Below are 17,008 nucleotides of genomic sequence, written 5' to 3'. Positions count from 1 at the left end.
CATACATTCTTTGTTACAACGCAATAATTAAGATGAATTTGTGTGATTATTACTTTGTGCAAGGCTTAGCTATAAGTGCAGGACGTTTAATCTGAATAAATCCTCCACTACTCATCACGCCAAGCATGACTAAAGCTGTGCCTATAAGTTGCCAGATATTAAGTGATTGACCAGCTAACAAGGCAACTAACATACTAAAAACCGGAACAAAGTTAAAAAAGATTGATGCTCGGCCTGCACCTAGTTTTTGAATACCATTAAACCAAAATAAATAAGCAATCATGGTAGAACAAATAATGACGTATCCCATAGCTAAGTGTGCAGTGATAGGCGCCATAGCAATTGCTTGAGAAGGGTGCTCAAAAATTACACTTAATATAATTAAAGTCAAAGCACCGAACATCATGGAAAAGGTTGTGGTCTCTAAAGGTGTAGCATTTTTTACATAACGGCGTGATAGCACATTCGCTAAACAAAAACTGACACCACCTAGTAAGATGAATAAGTCACCGATTGCTATTTTTAAGTGTAGTAGCGTTGAAATATGGCCATGACTAATAACAAAAAGTACACCACTTAAGCCAAATACAACACCAATAGACTTATTAAGCGTCAGTTTTTCTCCATCAAGTAAAATTGTTAACAGTAAAGTAATTAAAGGTGTTGTGGCCATGATTAAAGCGCCATTGACTGCTGAGGTGGTTTGTAAACCATAGAAACAGCCTAGGTTAAAACCGGCAATACCTATAATTCCAATAATAAGATAGATAGCTAAATTTTGCCGTAATGCGGCCCAACGTAGCTTTCCTATAGCTGCAAAAAGAATAAATAGACCAAGGCTTGCAATTGTAAAACGTTCAGCTGCTGCTGAAAGAGGTGGCATATATTGAATCACATAAGACATCGCATTAAATGCCGAGCCCCAAAACAGCATTGTGATTACAACACCAGTATAGGCATACACCATTGATTTATTCATGATTGGGCTCCGAAAAAGAATGTCTTTATTCTGAGTAATCACATAAAGGTGTACAATTCCATATTAATTCATCTCTGATGTGAAAATTTGCACAATGATTGATTGGGAAAATTTACATTACTTTTCAGTTTTTTCTGAAGAGAAGACACTTTCAGCTGCTGCAAGAAAGTTAGGTGTTGACCATGCTACTGTTGCAAGAAGAATTGCCCAGTTAGAAGATAATTTAAAACTAAAATTAGTGGACCGTAGACCTCGTACTTATATTTTAACTTCAGAGGGGGAGCGTCTGGCCAAAATCGTGACACGTATGATGGAAGAAACATTTTCTATTGAACGTCTGGCTCAGGCAGGACAACAGGAAATTAGTGGAGTAGTTTCGGTAAGTCTACCGCCAGCTACGGCTGCACATTTGGTAATGCCTCATCTTGGTAAGTTTTATCGTCAATATCCTGAGCTACAATTGAGAATACTTGGTGATGTTCATTATGCCTCCTTACAGCATCGCGAAGCAGATATCGCAGTTCGCTTTGGACGCCCTAAAGATGATTATCTAATTGCGCGTAAAGCTGGTGAAGTTCCTTTTGGCATATATGCAGCCCAAGAATATTTGGATGCTATACAAGAAGAAAACTATGAATGGATTAGCGTTGAAGTTGGTGGAGTTCAAGGACAAAAACAACAAAAGCTAAAACAACGGTTAAATTATAAAGAGCCGGTTATGGTTACGAATCATCCTGAGCTTCAATGGCGGGCTACTTGTGGAGCAGTTGGCTTAGCTGTACTACCTGATTTTTTAGGCCAGCAAGGTCATTTAGTAAAATTACCTGATGATGACCCAATGAGTGCTGAAATTTGGCTAGTAATTCATGAAGATCTGCGGAGTAGTCCTGCAGTAAGGGTAGTGATGGATTTTCTTTTAGATTGTTTTGAATCTTTTCGTGTTTAATATTGCTTAAGCCTTGACTTCAATTAGCTTAATTAATTTTTATTCATCAGGAAAACTTCCTGCATCTTCTCTTGCTTGCTTCAAGGCTAGAAAAAAACACAGCAAAAAAAGTAAGCCAATAAAAAATAAGAAAAAATCTAAATAACTAATACCTAAACCAACTCCGAAAGCCCCTAAACTTAATAATAAAATACAAAATATTTTCCAAATAATGAGCATGTGGTTTTGTAATAAAAACTTGAAGTTAGGCTGTAATTGAAAAATATTTCCAGATATGTGTTTGTTTTTTTTCTTATAGGTTGTGTAAAGCTTTATAATTTATCGAATTACATAATATTTACTTCTAACTAAACCCTCCTAATTGAGCACTTTTTAATTTTACTATACATTCGTATATATAAAATTTATGTTTTTTGAATTAATAGAATGATAATTCTTTAGAAAGCCTGTAAAATAGAAATTGCAAACTTTATTTTTAATTTATTTTTATTTAAAATTAAGGGGTTAAATAAATTTATCAAACTTTTGTTAAAAAAAAGACTTGATATTTAAGCTAAATTTTGAAATTATAGTCATGCAAATTGTGATCTATTTCCCACAATTTGTATTTCAGGTTAAGTGGTTATCACTAATGCTCATTAGCTTTTTTCGCTTATGAGCATTTTTTTAATTTATTTATTAGTAAAATTTAAAAAATAATGTGTGTGATCATTTGACTTTTTTAGTATTAATTAAAAATTATTCATTCTATAAAGCCTACTACTTACTACTAAGATCTAGTGTTTAGAAGAAATACTAATCATATTGGATCGTTACCGTTGCATTAGCTTTGACTTCACCAGCTGTTACATACGAAGCAGTTTGATAATAACGCGCCGTTAAAGGAATATCGTACTGTACTGTCTGGTTAGAACTTACTGTACCAATATCTAGTTTGTTTCCTTTTCGAATAGGATTGTTCGCGCCATTCATATTCCATAACAATTCCACACCAACTCCGTTCGCTTTAGTTGAGTCAGCAGCACTGTTATTAATAACCTGACTATTTGAAGTATCAGAATTGTAGTCAAAGCTTAAACTCAGTGTATTACTCGTTGGTACACCCGAGTTATTTTCCCCACCATTACAAAGAATCGATAAATTAAAGTTTTTCTCACCTTGAGTTGATCCAATGGCTCTAAAACCTGACTTCATCACAGTGGGAAGCTGAACAACCGTATCTATACCGTTTTGAATTTCACAAGAAGATGATGCAATAAGAATAGGGGAGCTGCTCAATACTGTAGTTGTTAAGAAAGGACGATTTTGTTGTCCTGTTACATAATAGGTACTGTAACGACCAGCAACTAATGCACCTGAACCTGTAGTTGCAGCAGTTTTAATCACTTCCATGACAAAATATCCTGGTGAAAGCGTATATGTTGTATTAGGAGTCAAGGTACGTTTATAAGGGTAATATCCAGAAAAATCTGTAGAGTCGAATGCCTCTCTATAAAGTCGAATACCTATACCCGGAATATTGGTTGCATACACATTATTTCCAATCGAGCTAACAGGATAGTTTAATGGAAGTGCCGCTGTAATTTGGTCACTGGCACGGTTGCAAGTTGCAGTAGAATTATTGGGTGAAATAGTAAAAGTATTCTTTTGGAGAACTGTTCCGATTGGATCGGTCGGGCGTACTACAATAGTCCCAATCGTCATTGGAATATCGACTGTGGTAAAGCCCTTGCTTAAAGTACAGTTGGCATAGGTTTGGTTATAAATAAAAAAACTAGTAATGAGTAAACCGCTCTTTATAAGCATTTTTTTCATTTGCAGACTGCCTCTGTCATAATAATTAATTGTTTTTCCTGTAAGATTTTTGATTGAATGTCATAATCAAGTTGACATTCTTCACTATTACTTTGTCCCCATTTCACATAAAGATGATCTTGAGTTAGGGGAGTACGTAAATAAATCCGGCTACCTTGGGCTACCATTCCGACTATTTCATTGTTTTGATTAAAAACTTGTGCTGCAAATGGCAAATGGCCGCCATTAGGTGTTTGGGTGCTAATAAAAACTGCATATCCCGTTTTTGTTGAAAAGTTAACTTTAGTGATTGATCCTGCATACGGGGCAATACGATGACTTGTTTCCGTAAGTTCAACAGTTGATGGCATCCCTTGAGGGTCAAGGCTAATGTCATTTAAGCGATAGGGGGTTACATAAGGAATGACAGCATAACCTTGTTTATTAATGCTTAGACCAGAGGTATTGCCGACTCGAGCACCAGTTGCTTGAGGCGCATATACCAATACCATGGTCTGTACTTGGTCTGGGCCAAATAAAATACCTTGTGAGTGAGCGACCAAGCTTCCATTTAAATTGATCATTTCTTGTTGGTATGTATCGGACTGACCAAAAGAAGCGCCTATAGTTGTATAGTTAGTACGGTAGGTGCCATTAATATTTAGGCTTGTCTGTCCTTGATCTTGATATGAAATTGATGAGCCATAATCAAAGCGGTTTCCGATATAACCACTCATTCCTAAAGTTCGGCTATCTTCTGAAATAGAACTATTAAAATTAACGGTATTTTTTTTAAATTGAAGTGGAAAAGATAAAGACAACAAATATTGAGTTTCATGACCAGAATTTTGATTTTCTTGGTCAAGCTCATGAGTAATTGCAGAAATACTGTAAGTCAGATCTTTAAATTGATTGCTATATCCAAATTGGAATTGTTGATTACGATTAGGCTGGTTCCAATAATTAATCCACGAGCCTACTAAATAAAAATTACCCCATTGATTTGGAAGGCCTTGGTTTAATGTGATCTGAAATTCACTTTTTTGTTTCCCCACGGAAAAGCTATCAATATCTTGTTGTTGCAAGTCTCGAATTAAAATTGAATCGCGTAATTTCAAATAATTTTCTGTGGAATATTTATACGTAGCTAAAGTTAAATTGGTGTTGGTTGAAGTAAATAGTCGGTTATAACTTAAACGATAACTTCGTCCTTTAAGGGTGGGCTTTTGTTCGAACTCAGCTGACGACTGAGTTGCATCAAATGAAATTGCACCGATTGGGGTTGCAAATGCGCTACCTATTAAAAAAGACTGGTAGTTTTCAGTTGCCTGAAAGCCTGTATAGCTTGTTAAATAGTTATTGATACCTCTTTGATATTTACCTTGCACTAGCCATGGTTTTAGATTGATATTGGCATCTCTAAAATGTCCCAAAGTAAAAGAATATCGGCTCATTTTAGGTCTTAGCATCTCAATGACAGAAGCATAAGGAATAGAAAACTTTTGAATTTCTCCATTTGTTTCATATATAGAGACTTGTAATTCGCCACCGAAGCCTGTGGGATAAAGATCATTAATTTCAAAACTTCCGGGTGTAACAGTCGTTTGATAAATTAAATTTCCTTGCTGACGTACCTCTACTTTTGCATTGGTTTTGGCATAACCTCGAATTTGGGGAGCATATCCGAGCATACTGTTAGGAAGCATGCGGTCATCACTTGATATGTTAATCCCACGATAAGGTAGGGCATCAAAAAAATTATTATTGGTAAAATAATCACCTAAAGTAACAACACTATTGAGCTTGGGAAAAGCCTTTTGGGCATATGTATTATTTGATGTGTAGGAAGAAACCTTTTCTTGTATTTCATTATGATCTTGCCATTTCCACTGCCCAGTATGGCGTAATTGCCAATCATAGAGATTTAGACCAACATTTGTACCCATAAACGCATGATTTGTTTCATGGTTATTATTTACAATACGATAGGCAGAAGCATTGTATGCAAAAAAAGCTGCATTTATACCACGGTCCCATAAACGTGGGTCGACATACCCTTGAGCATTCTTTTGTAAAGCAACTTGTGGTATTGAAATATCAAGTCTCAGACGAGAAGTATCAAATTGATAAAAAGCATCGTTAACCCACTTGTCTAAGTCATTACAGGTAAGGGTACTACTTACTTCATGATGAAGAATTTCTGGTTTAACTCCATATTCTAAAAGCATATCTGGGGTAAAACAGGTCTTTGCATTCTCATTCGAATGAGTGCTTTTAAAAACAAACTTTCGTTTTCCTAACCACTGCCCATTAATATAGACGTCAAGACTATATTCACCCGGTAAAATAGGATTGCCGTACTTAAATCGACCAATATCAATTTTCTGTGCATTTCCCACTAAAAAATTAGTATCAAAGTCAGCTTTTAAAATATTTTCCCTATTCATATTGTCTGATGCATATACAGTTAAGGGGATATTAATTGCGAGACTCAATACTAAATAATATGTAGTGCGCTTTTTAAAGCATATACTGGATATGAACCATTCTGACATCGTCTTTATGCCTGTTCATGAGTAGGTGTTTAAATTAAAAAGTAGGTAAGCTTAGAACCTTATTACTTGTTCAATTCTTCCACCATAATCATTTATATAAACAAAGCTCATATTTGTTATATTGCTATTTTTAAGTTTTATTTGATCTTCTGAAAAAGGAGAAAGCATTAAACCCTGTTTTAATAAATCTGTTTTTTGATGATTTATTTCTTGAAAAACTGAGCTTATTGTAATGTAAAAGGGAGTAGGGTTTTTAATAAGCAAGTTTTCACCATTTTTTACCCACTGAATTTTTTCACTTAATGTATTAATATTTTCTTCTAGACTTACTGGTCGATAAAAGAACTTAATTCGTGAACGTATCGCTAATTGAAGAAAATTATTGGTTAATACTTCATTATTTTCTTGTTTTTTACCTTCCGGCCTTGGTGGTATATCTAATACATTAAGCCAAAATACACTTTCTTTATTTTGGTTTAATTGAGAAGCATTAGGTAGTGCAGTAATTCGTAAAGTTTGCCCTTTAGAGGGTTCTACTCTTGAAATAGGTGGTGTAATGATAAAAGGGACATTCGCTTCATCGGGAGTTGATTTAGCGTTTCCATCATCAATCCAAGCTTGAACCAAGGAAGGTGCTGTACCGTTATTGCTGAGTTGTAAGTTTACTTCTCGAGCATCTGATGGATAGATTACACGTGTACCATGAAGTACTATTTCGGCATGCCCTATAGTAGCAATTAATGCTTGAAGACAAGCCATTCCCCAAAAAAATTTACGACCACGAAAAAGCATGAGTCATATTCTCAATAATAAATAATAGATGAGATATAGCTTCTATTTAAAAATAGAAGCTGGTTTTAATTTATTGATAAATAATCGTGTATTTCACTTGTGACGTTACAGTACCTGCTGTAGATGCTCCAGTTGCATAATATTCAGCATAATAGTTAAGATCGGCATTCCCCCCAGCAGAAACATTTACCCATTGTGAGTTATCTTGTGCACCAGAAGCACCTTTCGCAATTACAGGAATTACTGCATTGTTGCTACCCAATAATTGGATGTTGACATTGGCAGCTGCACCAGAGGTAGCTTGGTTCAATAGTCGACCAGTATTAAAATCAACTGTTGCGCCTGGTTCAAAATAAGTCGCGACTTTACCAACTGAAGCACAATTCGTTAAATTGATTTGAAAAGGTGTACGACCAGCAACATCGCCCGCATTTTTCAAAGATTGAGATGATACTGTTGGTAAATTTACAGTAAGATTTTTATCACCAGTATCAATCGTACACGTATTATCAGTTACTAAACCATTAATAGTGATCGTACCATCAGCTGCTTGTGCTGCTGCAATATTAAAAAGAGAACTAGCCGCAATAAAAATAAATTTTTTCATAAAATCCCCAGAATATTCAATAAATATCGCTTTATTACTCTTCAGTGCTTTTATTCTGATCAAGTAATGCGGTTGAAATATAGCACCTTTCAAGTAAAAAACAAGAATAACATTATATTTTTATGTATTTTGATTGGTTATTTTTTATTGATAAATGCGGTTTTTATTTTAATTTATACCATATGGTAAAATATCATGAAATTATTTTATTTGAATTAATTTGATAATAATTTTCATTTAAGTTTTTTAATTTTTAAGAATTGATTTTTTTATTGTAATTTTATATAAATTATATATTTTTGGATAAATTAACTGGTTGATTTTTATTATTAAAATTAATTTTTATATATCGTGTAAATATATTTATTTTTTTAAGAAAATTTTAAGGTTTAATTCCTAGTGTTTTAGTTGTAATTCAATAAAAGATCATCTGGAGTTTGGTTCCATGAACAACATGAAATACACGTATAAACCGAATTATTTTTTCTTTGCTCATAAATTAGTCTTGTTTTTAAAAGACTATTTACTCAAACATCCTACTGAACAGAACACGACGTTTAATTTACAAACAATTTATGATGTCTTTAGCCACGATCTAGCCTCTAGCACAACAAATCTAGAAGGTATTCTAAACATTGCGGATGAGTATGTTTTAGAAACAGAAGAGGGCCTTTTACCATTGATTAGTAGCCACTCAATCAATTTAAAGAATCATGTACTTTCTTTAGAGTTTTCACCTAAAGCGTTAACAAGCTTATTGTCGGGGCGTTCATTAGTGAATCCGAAGGCTGCTTAGATTTTCTTTTAAGGTAGAATGAACTCATATAAAATTCATAAAATTTATTTTTAAGAGTTATTTATGAGTAAAGACTTTAAAGCCTTAACTTATATTGCAGATGATAATATAGCAGATACAGTGACTTGGCTCTTACACCATCAAGATGTTTTTGAAACTTTTCACTTTGATGTATTGAGCCAAGAATTATCGGTTACCCATGCGGCAGGTAGGGATATTATTCGAGTTGGAACCTTTCTGAATGCTACTTATGGAATATTAGTCACTTCTGTATAAATGAAAAAAGCCCTGAATGATCAGGGCTTTTCAATTTTTATGAGGTTAAGCACTCATCGCATCTACTGATAAATCAGAAACAGTTGGTTTTGGCTTTTCAGCTGTTAACCCTAATTTATTAAATAACGCTTGGTCTTTACCTTCACCTGTATTTGGCGTCGTAAGTAATTTATCACCAGAGAACAGAGAATTTGCACCCGCCATAAATGCTAAAGCTTGATCTGAGTCACTTAATGATTCACGACCAGCAGATAAACGAATATAACTATGCGGCATAATGATACGTGCTACCGCAATAGTACGAATCCATTCAATAACATCTAGTTTTTCAACATCAGCTAATGGTGTACCTTCAATTGGAACAAGCATGTTGATTGGCACAGATTCTGGATGAATAGGCAAGGTTGCTAATTCATGTAACAAACCAATGCGATCTTCACGGCTTTCACCTAAACCAACAATACCGCCACTACATACTTTCATACCAGCTTGACGTACATAATCTAAAGTATTCAAACGATCATCAAAAGTACGTGTGCTGATGATGTGGGAATAATACTCGCGAGATGTATCAAGGTTATGGTTGTAATAGTCTAAACCAGCATCTTTTAGGCGTTCTGCTTGTGATTGATTAAGCATACCTAAAGTCATACAGGTTTCCATACCTAGTGCTTTAACTTCACGTACCATTTCTAAAACATAAGGCATATCACGCTCATGAGGGTTACGCCAAGCAGCACCCATACAAAAACGAGATGAACCTGAATCTTTTGCAGCTTTTGCTTCGCTAATTACTTTTTCAACAGCAATACGTTTTTCTGCTTCTAATTTTGAATCGTAATGTGCAGATTGAGAGCAATATTTGCAATCTTCAGGACATTTACCCGTTTTAATAGATAAAAGGGTGCTGACCTGAATTGTATTGGCAGTGAAGTGCTCACGGTGTACTTGTTGAGCCTTAAAAACTAAATCCAAAAAAGGTTGTTCATATAGAGCTTGGATTTCTTCACGAGTCCAATCATTACGTAGAGTCATTGTCATATCCATGATGATGGCATTAATTCACTGTACATAATCATACAGAATTCGTATTAAAGCTATAGGGCAAAAAACATCATTTTTTTAATTTGATAGCTAAAGTTGATTAAGTTGCTGTTCAATTGCCCAATCAATATGCACATTGACGATTTCGTCATGTAAACTTTTGCCTTTGTTTAGCTGATCTACAATTTCTTTTGAGTACGGTGCGTTACCTAAACCGATAGCAATATTACGTTTGAAGGATTGATAACCTGTACGTCGTATTGGGCTGCCTTCTGTATTGGCTAAAAAAGTAGCTTCGTCCCACTGCCAAATATCAAGCAGACTAATATTATCTAAACCATGTCTAGGATTGAAATCGGGAATAGACGCTGTTTTAGCAAAACTATTCCACGGGCAAATTAATTGGCAGTCATCACAACCAAATATCCGGTTACCAATGCCTGCACGTAATTCTTCTGCAATGATTCCTTTATATTCGATGGTGAGATAAGCGATACAGCGTCTAGCATCTAACATATAAGGTTCGACAATCGCTTGTGTCGGGCAAATATCAATACACGCACTACAAGAACCGCAGTGAGAAGTAGCAGGTTCATCAAAAGGTAAGTCAAGTGATGTAAATAGTTCACCTAAGACAAAGAATGAACCTGACTTTTTATGAATGAGTAAAGTATGTTTACCTGTCCAGCCCATCCCAGCACTTTCAGCTAATGATTTCTCAAAAATAGGTGCCGAGTCTGCAAAAGGGCGAGATTCAAAATCTCCCACTTTTTCACGGATACGTGTGGCTAACGTTTTTAATCTGCCACGCATCACCTTATGGTAATCACGACCACGAGCATAACGGGCAATAATCGCAGAGTTTGGTTCGAAAGGTACATATCGTGGTTTTGGCGATTCCACCAAATAATTCATACGTACGCAAATAATACTTTTTGTTCCTGGCACCAATAAAGTTGGATCTGCTCGCTTTTCCAGATTTTCTTCTAAATAGATCATATCTGCATGATAACCACGTTCAAGGTATTCTAAAAAACGTGGCATTTGCTCTTGAGCATCTGGTTTGGCAATGACACAATCAGCAAAACCCAAGTCTAATGCTTGAGCTTTGATCCATGCTTTTAATTCATGTGGATCAATTTGTTGCACTGCAATGCGTGATGTGTTGGAAGATGTCATAAACCGAAAAATGCAAGAGGATAAGAATATGCAGGCGGTAGTTTACCATAGCCAAGATATCCAGGCATGGGAGCAACGTTGGTTTGCTGCGCAAAACTCCTCATTAGGCTTAATGCAACAAGCAGCTTGGTCAATCACTCAACAACTTATTGTACTTTTTCAAAAACAAAATTTTAAGAATATTGCTGTTTGGTGCGGACAGAGCAATAACGCTGGTGATGGCTATTTTATAGCAAGCTATCTCAAAAAAGCTGGGTTTCAGGTTGAAATATTTGCGGCTGATTTGGGTGAATCAACTGATTTACACCATGCTGTCGATTTTGCGAAAAAAAATGATGTTCAGGTTCACCAAGGTTTTGAGGTGAGTAAAACCTTTGATTGCCATATTGATGCGTTGTTTGGGATTGGTTTAAACCGTGAATTAAACGGTTATTGGCAACACGCTATTCAACAATTTAATGGGCAAGCTGGGCTAAAAATTTCGATTGATATACCAAGTGGTTTACATGCAAATACTGGCTCTACCTTATCTTGTGCAATACGGGCTGATCATACATTTACTGTTTTAGGGCTTAAAGCAGGATTATTTACAGGCCAAGGCAAAGAATATGCAGGACAAATTCATTTAATTAATTTAATACCAATAGACCAAGAGCTGAAACCTCTTGCTTACTTGACGCCAACACATATCAAACTTCCTAAACGTTTGGCTTTTGGACATAAAGGAAGTTATGGGCATGTTTTGGTGATAGGTGGACATGAGCAAATGGGTGGGGCTGTTATTATGGCTGCTGAAGCTGCTTTTCATGCGGGTGCAGGCAAAGTGACAGTGGTTTGTCATAGCAACCACCATCAGGCTATTTTGTCGCGAGCTCCTAATATTATGCTTCGTGATATTAATGATTTCGATGAAAACGGTATTAAAGAAATTTTATCTCAGGTTGATGCAGTATGTTTCGGAATGGGATTAGGCCGTGATGAGTGGGCACACCAAATCTATCAACAGTGGTTTAATTATTTAAATCAGACTTCACATTTAGAAGTTGTATTAGATGCAGATGCCCTATGGTTTCTCGCAAAGCAGCCTGAAAAATTGAGTTTACATATTTATGCAACACCTCATCCGGGGGAGGCCGCTACATTACTTGGTTGTTCTACTTGGCAAATTGAAAATGACAGAATTGCTGCGATTTATGCGTTGCAGCAAAAATATGCAGGCCAGTGGGTGCTTAAAGGAGCAGGCAGCTTAATTTTAGAAGATAACTTGTATATTTGTACGCAAGGTAATGCAGGTATGGGAACTGGTGGAATGGGAGATGTGTTGGCGGGCATGATTGCAAGCTTAAAAGCCCAGTTCCACAAAGCAGTTACCCTACATGAGATCGTAACTCTCCATGCTCAGGCAGGTGACCAACTTGCCAAACAAGGCATGCGCGGTTTACAAGCTTATGAGATGAATCAAGCAATTACTCAAGTAGTAAATCAATAAACAATAAAACTTTAGCGTCTACGGCTACTAGAGCGACTTCGTCCACGAGCCATACCACCTAAGGCATTCAAGACGGTTAGTTTGCTCATACTTCCTGAAGCGTGGGCATGACAAATTGCAGCAGCAAGAGCATCGGCTGCATCGGCTTGAGGTTTAATGGTCAGGTTAAGTAAACGCATCACCATCATTTGTACTTGTTCTTTATCGGCAGCACCATATCCCACTACAGACTGTTTAATCTGGCGTGCAGTATATTCTGCAACTTGTAAATCTAAATTCACTAAAGCGGCTATAGCAGCTCCACGGGCTTGACCAAGTTTTAAGGCAGAGTCGGGGTTCTGTGCCATAAAGACTTGCTCGACCGCAGCTTCAGTAGGACCATGAAATTTCACAATTCGTTCAACACCAGCAAAAATACGCTTCAAGCGCTCTGGCATCTCTTGAGTTTCCGTTCGGATTGTACCGGCATCAACAAAACGTAGTTTACTACCATCTTTTTCAATGATTCCGTAACCTGTTAAGCGTGAACCTGGATCAATTCCAATAATCAATGGCATGTGAAGACTTACTTAAATAGTTTAGAGGGTATTGTTACATAGCCAAATCGGTTCTGCATGAGTAATTTAAAGAATGCTGCTATGAATGGTTATTTTTCGGTTTTTAATCCTAAAGATTTATATTGTCCACCTAATTTTCCATATATTCACAAGGAAGAGTTTGAAATCATTTGATGTAATTCTATTTTAATGGAATACTTATCTATAATGATGGAATTGAGCTTCTTTAATGGATGATATCAATATAAGGATTGCGCATCGAATACGAGAGCTGCGTTTAGCACGTGGATATACTTTAGATGTGTTAGCTGCCCGTTGCCAAGTTAGCCGTTCAGCTATTTCTTTAATTGAAAGAGGAGAAACGAGCCCTACGGCAGTTGTTCTTGAAAAACTAGCAAATGGTCTTGAAGTACCTTTAACTCAAATTTTTACGAATGAAGTAGGGAATTCATCATCTCAACCGCTTATTCGTCGGAATGAACAAGCTGAGTGGCGAGATCCGGAAACTGGCTATATACGCCGTACAGTTTCACCTCCGAACTTAAAATTACCCTTTCAGATGGTTGAAATTGAATTTCCGCCTCATTCTCGAATTACTTATGAAACTAATGAAAGCTCTAGAGTGGTACAGCAGCAGCTTTGGGTCGTTGAAGGGAAAATTGAAATTCAATTAGGTGAAACTTCTTATGCATTAGGTCAAGGGGATTGCTTGGCAATGCAATTAGATCAACCTGTCATATACAGTAATCATTCAGCTCAAGTTGCTCGTTATATTTTAGTCGTTTCTAATCAACTGGTGCCCGCTCTTAAGGAATCTTTATGAACTATTCCCTCGATTCTAATTTCCGTTTAATTGATTGTAATGAAGCAGAGCATGCGGTAGCAATATTAGAAATTCTAAATGATGCGATTGTTAACTCTACCGCATTGTATGACTATGTTCCCCGTTCACTTGATTCAATGAAAACATGGTTTTCGGTAAAAAGAGAAAATGGTTTCCCTGTCATTGGGGTAGTAGATGAGTCAGGTAAGTTATTAGGATTTGCCAGTTGGGGAACATTTAGAGCGTTTCCAGCTTATAAATATACGGTTGAGCATAGTATCTATATTCATCATGAACATCGCGGCTGTGGTCTAAGTAAAGTTTTAATGCAAGCGTTAATTCAACGAGCTCAACAGGCTCAATTTCATGTGCTCATTGGTTGTATTGATGCGACAAATCAAGCCAGTATAGGCCTTCATGAGAAAATGGGCTTTACCCACGCTGGTACTTTTAAACAAGTGGGCTTTAAATTTGGGCAATGGCTTGACGCTGCTTTTTACCAATTAATTTTGAATACTCCATTTGAACCAGTGGATGGATAGATTATCAGTTTTGAAAATAGGCAATGGCCCAGATCAAAATGGTAAAAGTGAACCGGGCTATAAACTAACTCTATAAAATACCTAATTGTTCTAAACTTTTATAAGTAATCTCTTTTCGAACAGAGCTAGGTATTCCTTTTTTCATTTCTAAGTTAAGGGAGAACGCTACAATATTCCCTTGAGGCTGAACAACCCATCCAGTTAACCAGCCTACTTGTGGGTCTACATCCCATCCCCAACCACTTTTTGCGTATATTTTATTTCCATTCTTTTCTTCTATGAATAACATGGATTGCACTTCATCTTGGACTTTTGGGCTAAATGGAAGCGTTTTATTAGCTAGCTTGTAAGCAAACTGTGCCTCTTGCTGAGGAGTAATTTTTAAAGGACCCACCAGCCAAAAATTATCGACTTGGGTACCGATATCTGCATTGCCATAACCAACACGCTTCACTTCCTTAGACATGAGTTCAAGTCCAATACGACGAGCTAAATCTTGATAAACCGGAATAGCGGAAGCTTTTATAGCATCACCTAGGGTCATGTCCTTTTCCCATTCTGGGAACAGCCTTTTTTGCCCGTCCCACTTAAATATTTCTGTGGTGGTTGCCTTATGGTGCTCAAGGCCGATCAAAGCATTAAGCATTTTGAAGGTCGAAGCAGGTACATACTCGGTCGAAGCACGAGCAAGATCATTACCATAGCTTTGTTGAGTTTGGCCTTGTTGGATAACTAAAACACCCGTAGTGTGTGCTTCGTTAAATAAATTTTTAATTTTCTCTGCTTTTTCATCAGATTTTGAAGCACTGTGATTTGGATTAGCAGACACTATATAAGGTGAGCAGGCTGAAATAAAAATAGCGCTTGTTATAAGTAAGAGGGCTTTAATGTTCATAAGACTTATAAGATTGAATTTGAAGTTTAGCTAATTAATGTAACTTGAGTAGATCAATTATTAGATATCAAAAATGTAAGTTAAATTTTATAGAAAAGCTGCTAATAGATAAAAGCATCGGCCAATTCATGAAAAAATTGCAATCTTGTAGAAAAAACACTTGATAAAGTTGATATAGCACTCATTAATAATAGAGTATGACTGTTTTATTAAGTTAGAATCAGTCTTATTTATAGTATTGCAGAACCTTAGTTTAGCTATGATTTTAGGTTACAACAAAAACATTGTCTAAGCTTCGCAACTAAATTTAATCCATGATTTCAAATGAAAAATGGATAAGTTTAGTTAAGTAGTAACAACTGCAATGAATTTTCTTTTTGAGATAGATAAAGTTTTACATGAATTTACTTCTTATTGTGGTTCTGGGCGCGATTGTTGAAATTGCCGTATGGATTGGCGTAGCACAGTTCATCAGTGGATGGTATGTGTTTTTCTGGTTCATTATTGCTTTCTTTATTGGTCTAACGCTTATTCGTAATAGTACGGCTGGTATTATGCCGCAACTACAACAAATGCAGATGACTGGACAATTGGGTAATGATCCGACTGTGACTAAAAAATTAGCTTATGCTTTTGCTGGTTTTTTATTAATGTTGCCAGGTTTGGTATCGGATGTATTAGCGCTCTTAATTCTTATTCCGGGCGTGCAAACTGCGTTTCGTAATATTGCAATGAGAACACTCGCAAAACGTCAGCAAGCCATGATGAACAAAATGATGGGCGGCATGGGTGGTGCAGGTGCTGGTCAAAACCCATTTGCAGATTTAATGCGTCAAATGCAGGATATGCAGAATCAACAAGGTGGTGGTAGCCAATATCATGATTCTAGTATTATTGATGGCGAAGCGAGAGAAGTTACTCCAGACCACAAGAAAATTGAGCATAAAAATAAAGATTAATTAATCTATTATACAAAAAGGGTCTAAATCTAAAAGAATTAGGCCCTTTTTAATTTATAACAATTAATCATCTGAAGTTTCAGAAATATCTGCTTTTGCTTGAATCATCTCATTTTGATTATCTTGGAGCTTAGTTTGAGGTTGATACTTGTTTGAAGGCAGAGCTACTTGCTTGTTTTCAGATTGTTGATATTTTCGGCTTCTATTGGCTCTTTCACGAAAGCCACCTTTATTAATGAGCTGTGTCATAAATTCGCCTAGAAAATAAAATATATTCCTATTTTAACAAATTCAACAAAATATCAAAATAAGAAAAATAGTGCTAAAAAAATAATATTTAGTCTATCTCTTTGTATAAATTAAATATTTGAAATTTGAACGGATTGTTCATTCAGATTGAATTATCTTTTCATTTCACATAGGATAAATATAAAGGATGTATAAATTTAAAAATGTAGCAAACCTATTAAAACAACAACGGTTGAAGTGAGGGAAGGAGGGTTACCTATGCTATATCAATATCATTGTGCTTGTTGCGACAAAGTTGTGGCATCAACTGATAAATCATGTCCATATTGCGGTTCACACCATATTCGTAGTCCATATGGCCTATGGATGTTTTGTGTGATGGCTTGTCTAGCAGTTGTTGTCGTATTCAAAGTTGTTCATCTTTATATCCAGAATCATCAAGATACACCTGTGCAATCGACTCTGTTAGATGTATTAAATGAAGGTGATAAGAGCACAAAACAATAATATTGCTTAATACTCACTA

At 36.0% G+C, this 17,008-nt stretch carries 19 protein-coding genes; 8 read left to right on the top strand and 11 right to left on the bottom strand.

The genetic code is table 11. The features are described from left to right. Window positions 1–49: 49 nt before the first annotated feature. Window positions 50–979, bottom strand: a complete 930-nt coding sequence (locus tag KNQ97_RS01525) for a DMT family transporter (protein ID WP_001043467.1) — start codon at window positions 977–979, stop codon at window positions 50–52. Window positions 980–1,073: 94 nt separating this feature from the next. Here KNQ97_RS01525 and KNQ97_RS01520 point away from each other — a divergent pair, with 94 nt between their 5' ends. Continuing rightward, the gene (locus KNQ97_RS01520) at window positions 1,074–1,925 is read left to right on the top strand and encodes a LysR family transcriptional regulator (RefSeq protein WP_000568093.1); all 852 of its coding nucleotides are present in this window, start codon (window positions 1,074–1,076) and stop codon (window positions 1,923–1,925) included. A 39-nt stretch (window positions 1,926–1,964) separates the two neighbouring features. Here the strand turns inward: KNQ97_RS01520 and KNQ97_RS01515 are convergent, their stop codons facing one another. The 5 genes from KNQ97_RS01515 to KNQ97_RS01495 form a co-directional block, all read right to left on the bottom strand. Beyond that, the gene (locus tag KNQ97_RS01515) at window positions 1,965–2,144 is read right to left on the bottom strand and encodes a hypothetical protein (protein ID WP_000905609.1); all 180 of its coding nucleotides are present in this window, start codon (window positions 2,142–2,144) and stop codon (window positions 1,965–1,967) included. Between the two features lie 576 nt (window positions 2,145–2,720). Continuing rightward, window positions 2,721–3,740, bottom strand: a complete 1,020-nt coding sequence (locus KNQ97_RS01510) for a fimbrial protein (RefSeq protein WP_031963698.1) — start codon at window positions 3,738–3,740, stop codon at window positions 2,721–2,723. Beyond that, window positions 3,737–6,274, bottom strand: coding sequence for a fimbria/pilus outer membrane usher protein (locus KNQ97_RS01505; RefSeq protein WP_168650283.1), 2,538 nt, complete (start codon window positions 6,272–6,274; stop codon window positions 3,737–3,739). The genes KNQ97_RS01510 and KNQ97_RS01505 overlap by 4 nt, the downstream gene beginning before the upstream one ends. A 51-nt stretch (window positions 6,275–6,325) precedes the next feature. Then, complete coding sequence (locus tag KNQ97_RS01500) at window positions 6,326–7,066, bottom strand: molecular chaperone (protein ID WP_032034499.1); 741 nt, start codon at window positions 7,064–7,066, stop codon at window positions 6,326–6,328. Between the two features lie 70 nt (window positions 7,067–7,136). Continuing rightward, window positions 7,137–7,673 (bottom strand): fimbrial protein, encoded by a 537-nt coding sequence (locus KNQ97_RS01495; RefSeq protein ID WP_000713424.1) that lies wholly within the window; start codon window positions 7,671–7,673, stop codon window positions 7,137–7,139. 445 nt (window positions 7,674–8,118) lie between these two features. On the opposite strand from KNQ97_RS01495, the gene KNQ97_RS01490 reads away from it, so the two are divergent. Together KNQ97_RS01490 and KNQ97_RS01485 are read left to right on the top strand one after the other, a co-directional pair. Beyond that, window positions 8,119–8,469, top strand: a complete 351-nt coding sequence (locus KNQ97_RS01490) for a hypothetical protein (protein WP_001061891.1) — start codon at window positions 8,119–8,121, stop codon at window positions 8,467–8,469. Between the two features lie 63 nt (window positions 8,470–8,532). Then, entirely contained in the window at window positions 8,533–8,745 is a 213-nt protein-coding gene (locus KNQ97_RS01485) for a hypothetical protein (protein ID WP_000030993.1), read from the top strand. Between the two features lie 45 nt (window positions 8,746–8,790). Here KNQ97_RS01485 and bioB read toward each other — a convergent pair whose 3' ends face one another. Further along, the gene (gene bioB / locus KNQ97_RS01480) at window positions 8,791–9,780 is read right to left on the bottom strand and encodes a biotin synthase BioB (protein WP_000175362.1); all 990 of its coding nucleotides are present in this window, start codon (window positions 9,778–9,780) and stop codon (window positions 8,791–8,793) included. 99 nt (window positions 9,781–9,879) lie between these two features. Then, on the bottom strand, window positions 9,880–10,968 hold the full coding sequence (gene queG, locus KNQ97_RS01475; RefSeq protein ID WP_253611696.1) for a tRNA epoxyqueuosine(34) reductase QueG: 1,089 nt from the start codon (window positions 10,966–10,968) through the stop codon (window positions 9,880–9,882). A 28-nt stretch (window positions 10,969–10,996) separates the two neighbouring features. On the opposite strand from queG, the gene KNQ97_RS01470 reads away from it, so the two are divergent. Further along, window positions 10,997–12,457 carry an NAD(P)H-hydrate dehydratase gene (locus KNQ97_RS01470; RefSeq protein WP_253611695.1) on the top strand — a complete coding sequence of 487 codons (1,461 nt, stop codon included), beginning with the start codon at window positions 10,997–10,999 and terminating at the stop codon, window positions 12,455–12,457. A gap of 11 nt (window positions 12,458–12,468) precedes the next feature. On the opposite strand, the gene ruvC is transcribed toward KNQ97_RS01470, so the two are convergent. Further along, on the bottom strand, window positions 12,469–13,014 hold the full coding sequence (ruvC, locus tag KNQ97_RS01465; RefSeq protein ID WP_001128330.1) for a crossover junction endodeoxyribonuclease RuvC: 546 nt from the start codon (window positions 13,012–13,014) through the stop codon (window positions 12,469–12,471). Between the two features lie 229 nt (window positions 13,015–13,243). Between ruvC and KNQ97_RS01460 the strand changes: the two genes are divergently transcribed. Then, the gene (locus KNQ97_RS01460) at window positions 13,244–13,837 is read left to right on the top strand and encodes a helix-turn-helix domain-containing protein (protein WP_000340967.1); all 594 of its coding nucleotides are present in this window, start codon (window positions 13,244–13,246) and stop codon (window positions 13,835–13,837) included. Next, window positions 13,834–14,379: a GNAT family N-acetyltransferase gene (locus KNQ97_RS01455; RefSeq protein ID WP_001109745.1), complete on the top strand. Its 546-nt coding sequence runs from the start codon at window positions 13,834–13,836 to the stop codon at window positions 14,377–14,379. Before KNQ97_RS01460 ends, KNQ97_RS01455 begins: the two co-directional genes overlap by 4 nt. Window positions 14,380–14,449: 70 nt before the next feature. Here the strand turns inward: KNQ97_RS01455 and blaOXA are convergent, their stop codons facing one another. Continuing rightward, complete coding sequence (gene blaOXA / locus KNQ97_RS01450) at window positions 14,450–15,274, bottom strand: OXA-51 family carbapenem-hydrolyzing class D beta-lactamase (protein ID WP_253611694.1); 825 nt, start codon at window positions 15,272–15,274, stop codon at window positions 14,450–14,452. A 398-nt stretch (window positions 15,275–15,672) separates the two neighbouring features. Here blaOXA and KNQ97_RS01445 point away from each other — a divergent pair, with 398 nt between their 5' ends. Further along, a complete protein-coding gene (locus KNQ97_RS01445; protein WP_001050729.1) occupies window positions 15,673–16,233 on the top strand; it encodes an FxsA family protein in 561 nt (186 codons plus the stop codon). 63 nt (window positions 16,234–16,296) lie between these two features. On the opposite strand, the gene KNQ97_RS01440 is transcribed toward KNQ97_RS01445, so the two are convergent. Further along, entirely contained in the window at window positions 16,297–16,482 is a 186-nt protein-coding gene (locus KNQ97_RS01440; RefSeq protein ID WP_000192619.1) for a hypothetical protein, read from the bottom strand. Between the two features lie 258 nt (window positions 16,483–16,740). Between KNQ97_RS01440 and KNQ97_RS01435 the strand changes: the two genes are divergently transcribed. Continuing rightward, window positions 16,741–16,989 (top strand): hypothetical protein, encoded by a 249-nt coding sequence (locus KNQ97_RS01435; RefSeq protein WP_000966850.1) that lies wholly within the window; start codon window positions 16,741–16,743, stop codon window positions 16,987–16,989. Window positions 16,990–17,008 lie beyond the last annotated feature (19 nt).

It is taken from the genome of Acinetobacter sp. UC24323 (assembly GCF_024151445.1).
Taxonomy (GTDB): Bacteria; Pseudomonadota; Gammaproteobacteria; order Pseudomonadales; family Moraxellaceae; genus Acinetobacter; species Acinetobacter baumannii.
The sequence above is the reverse complement of the archived record's forward strand: the minus strand, read 5'-3'. Positions and strand labels throughout refer to the sequence as shown.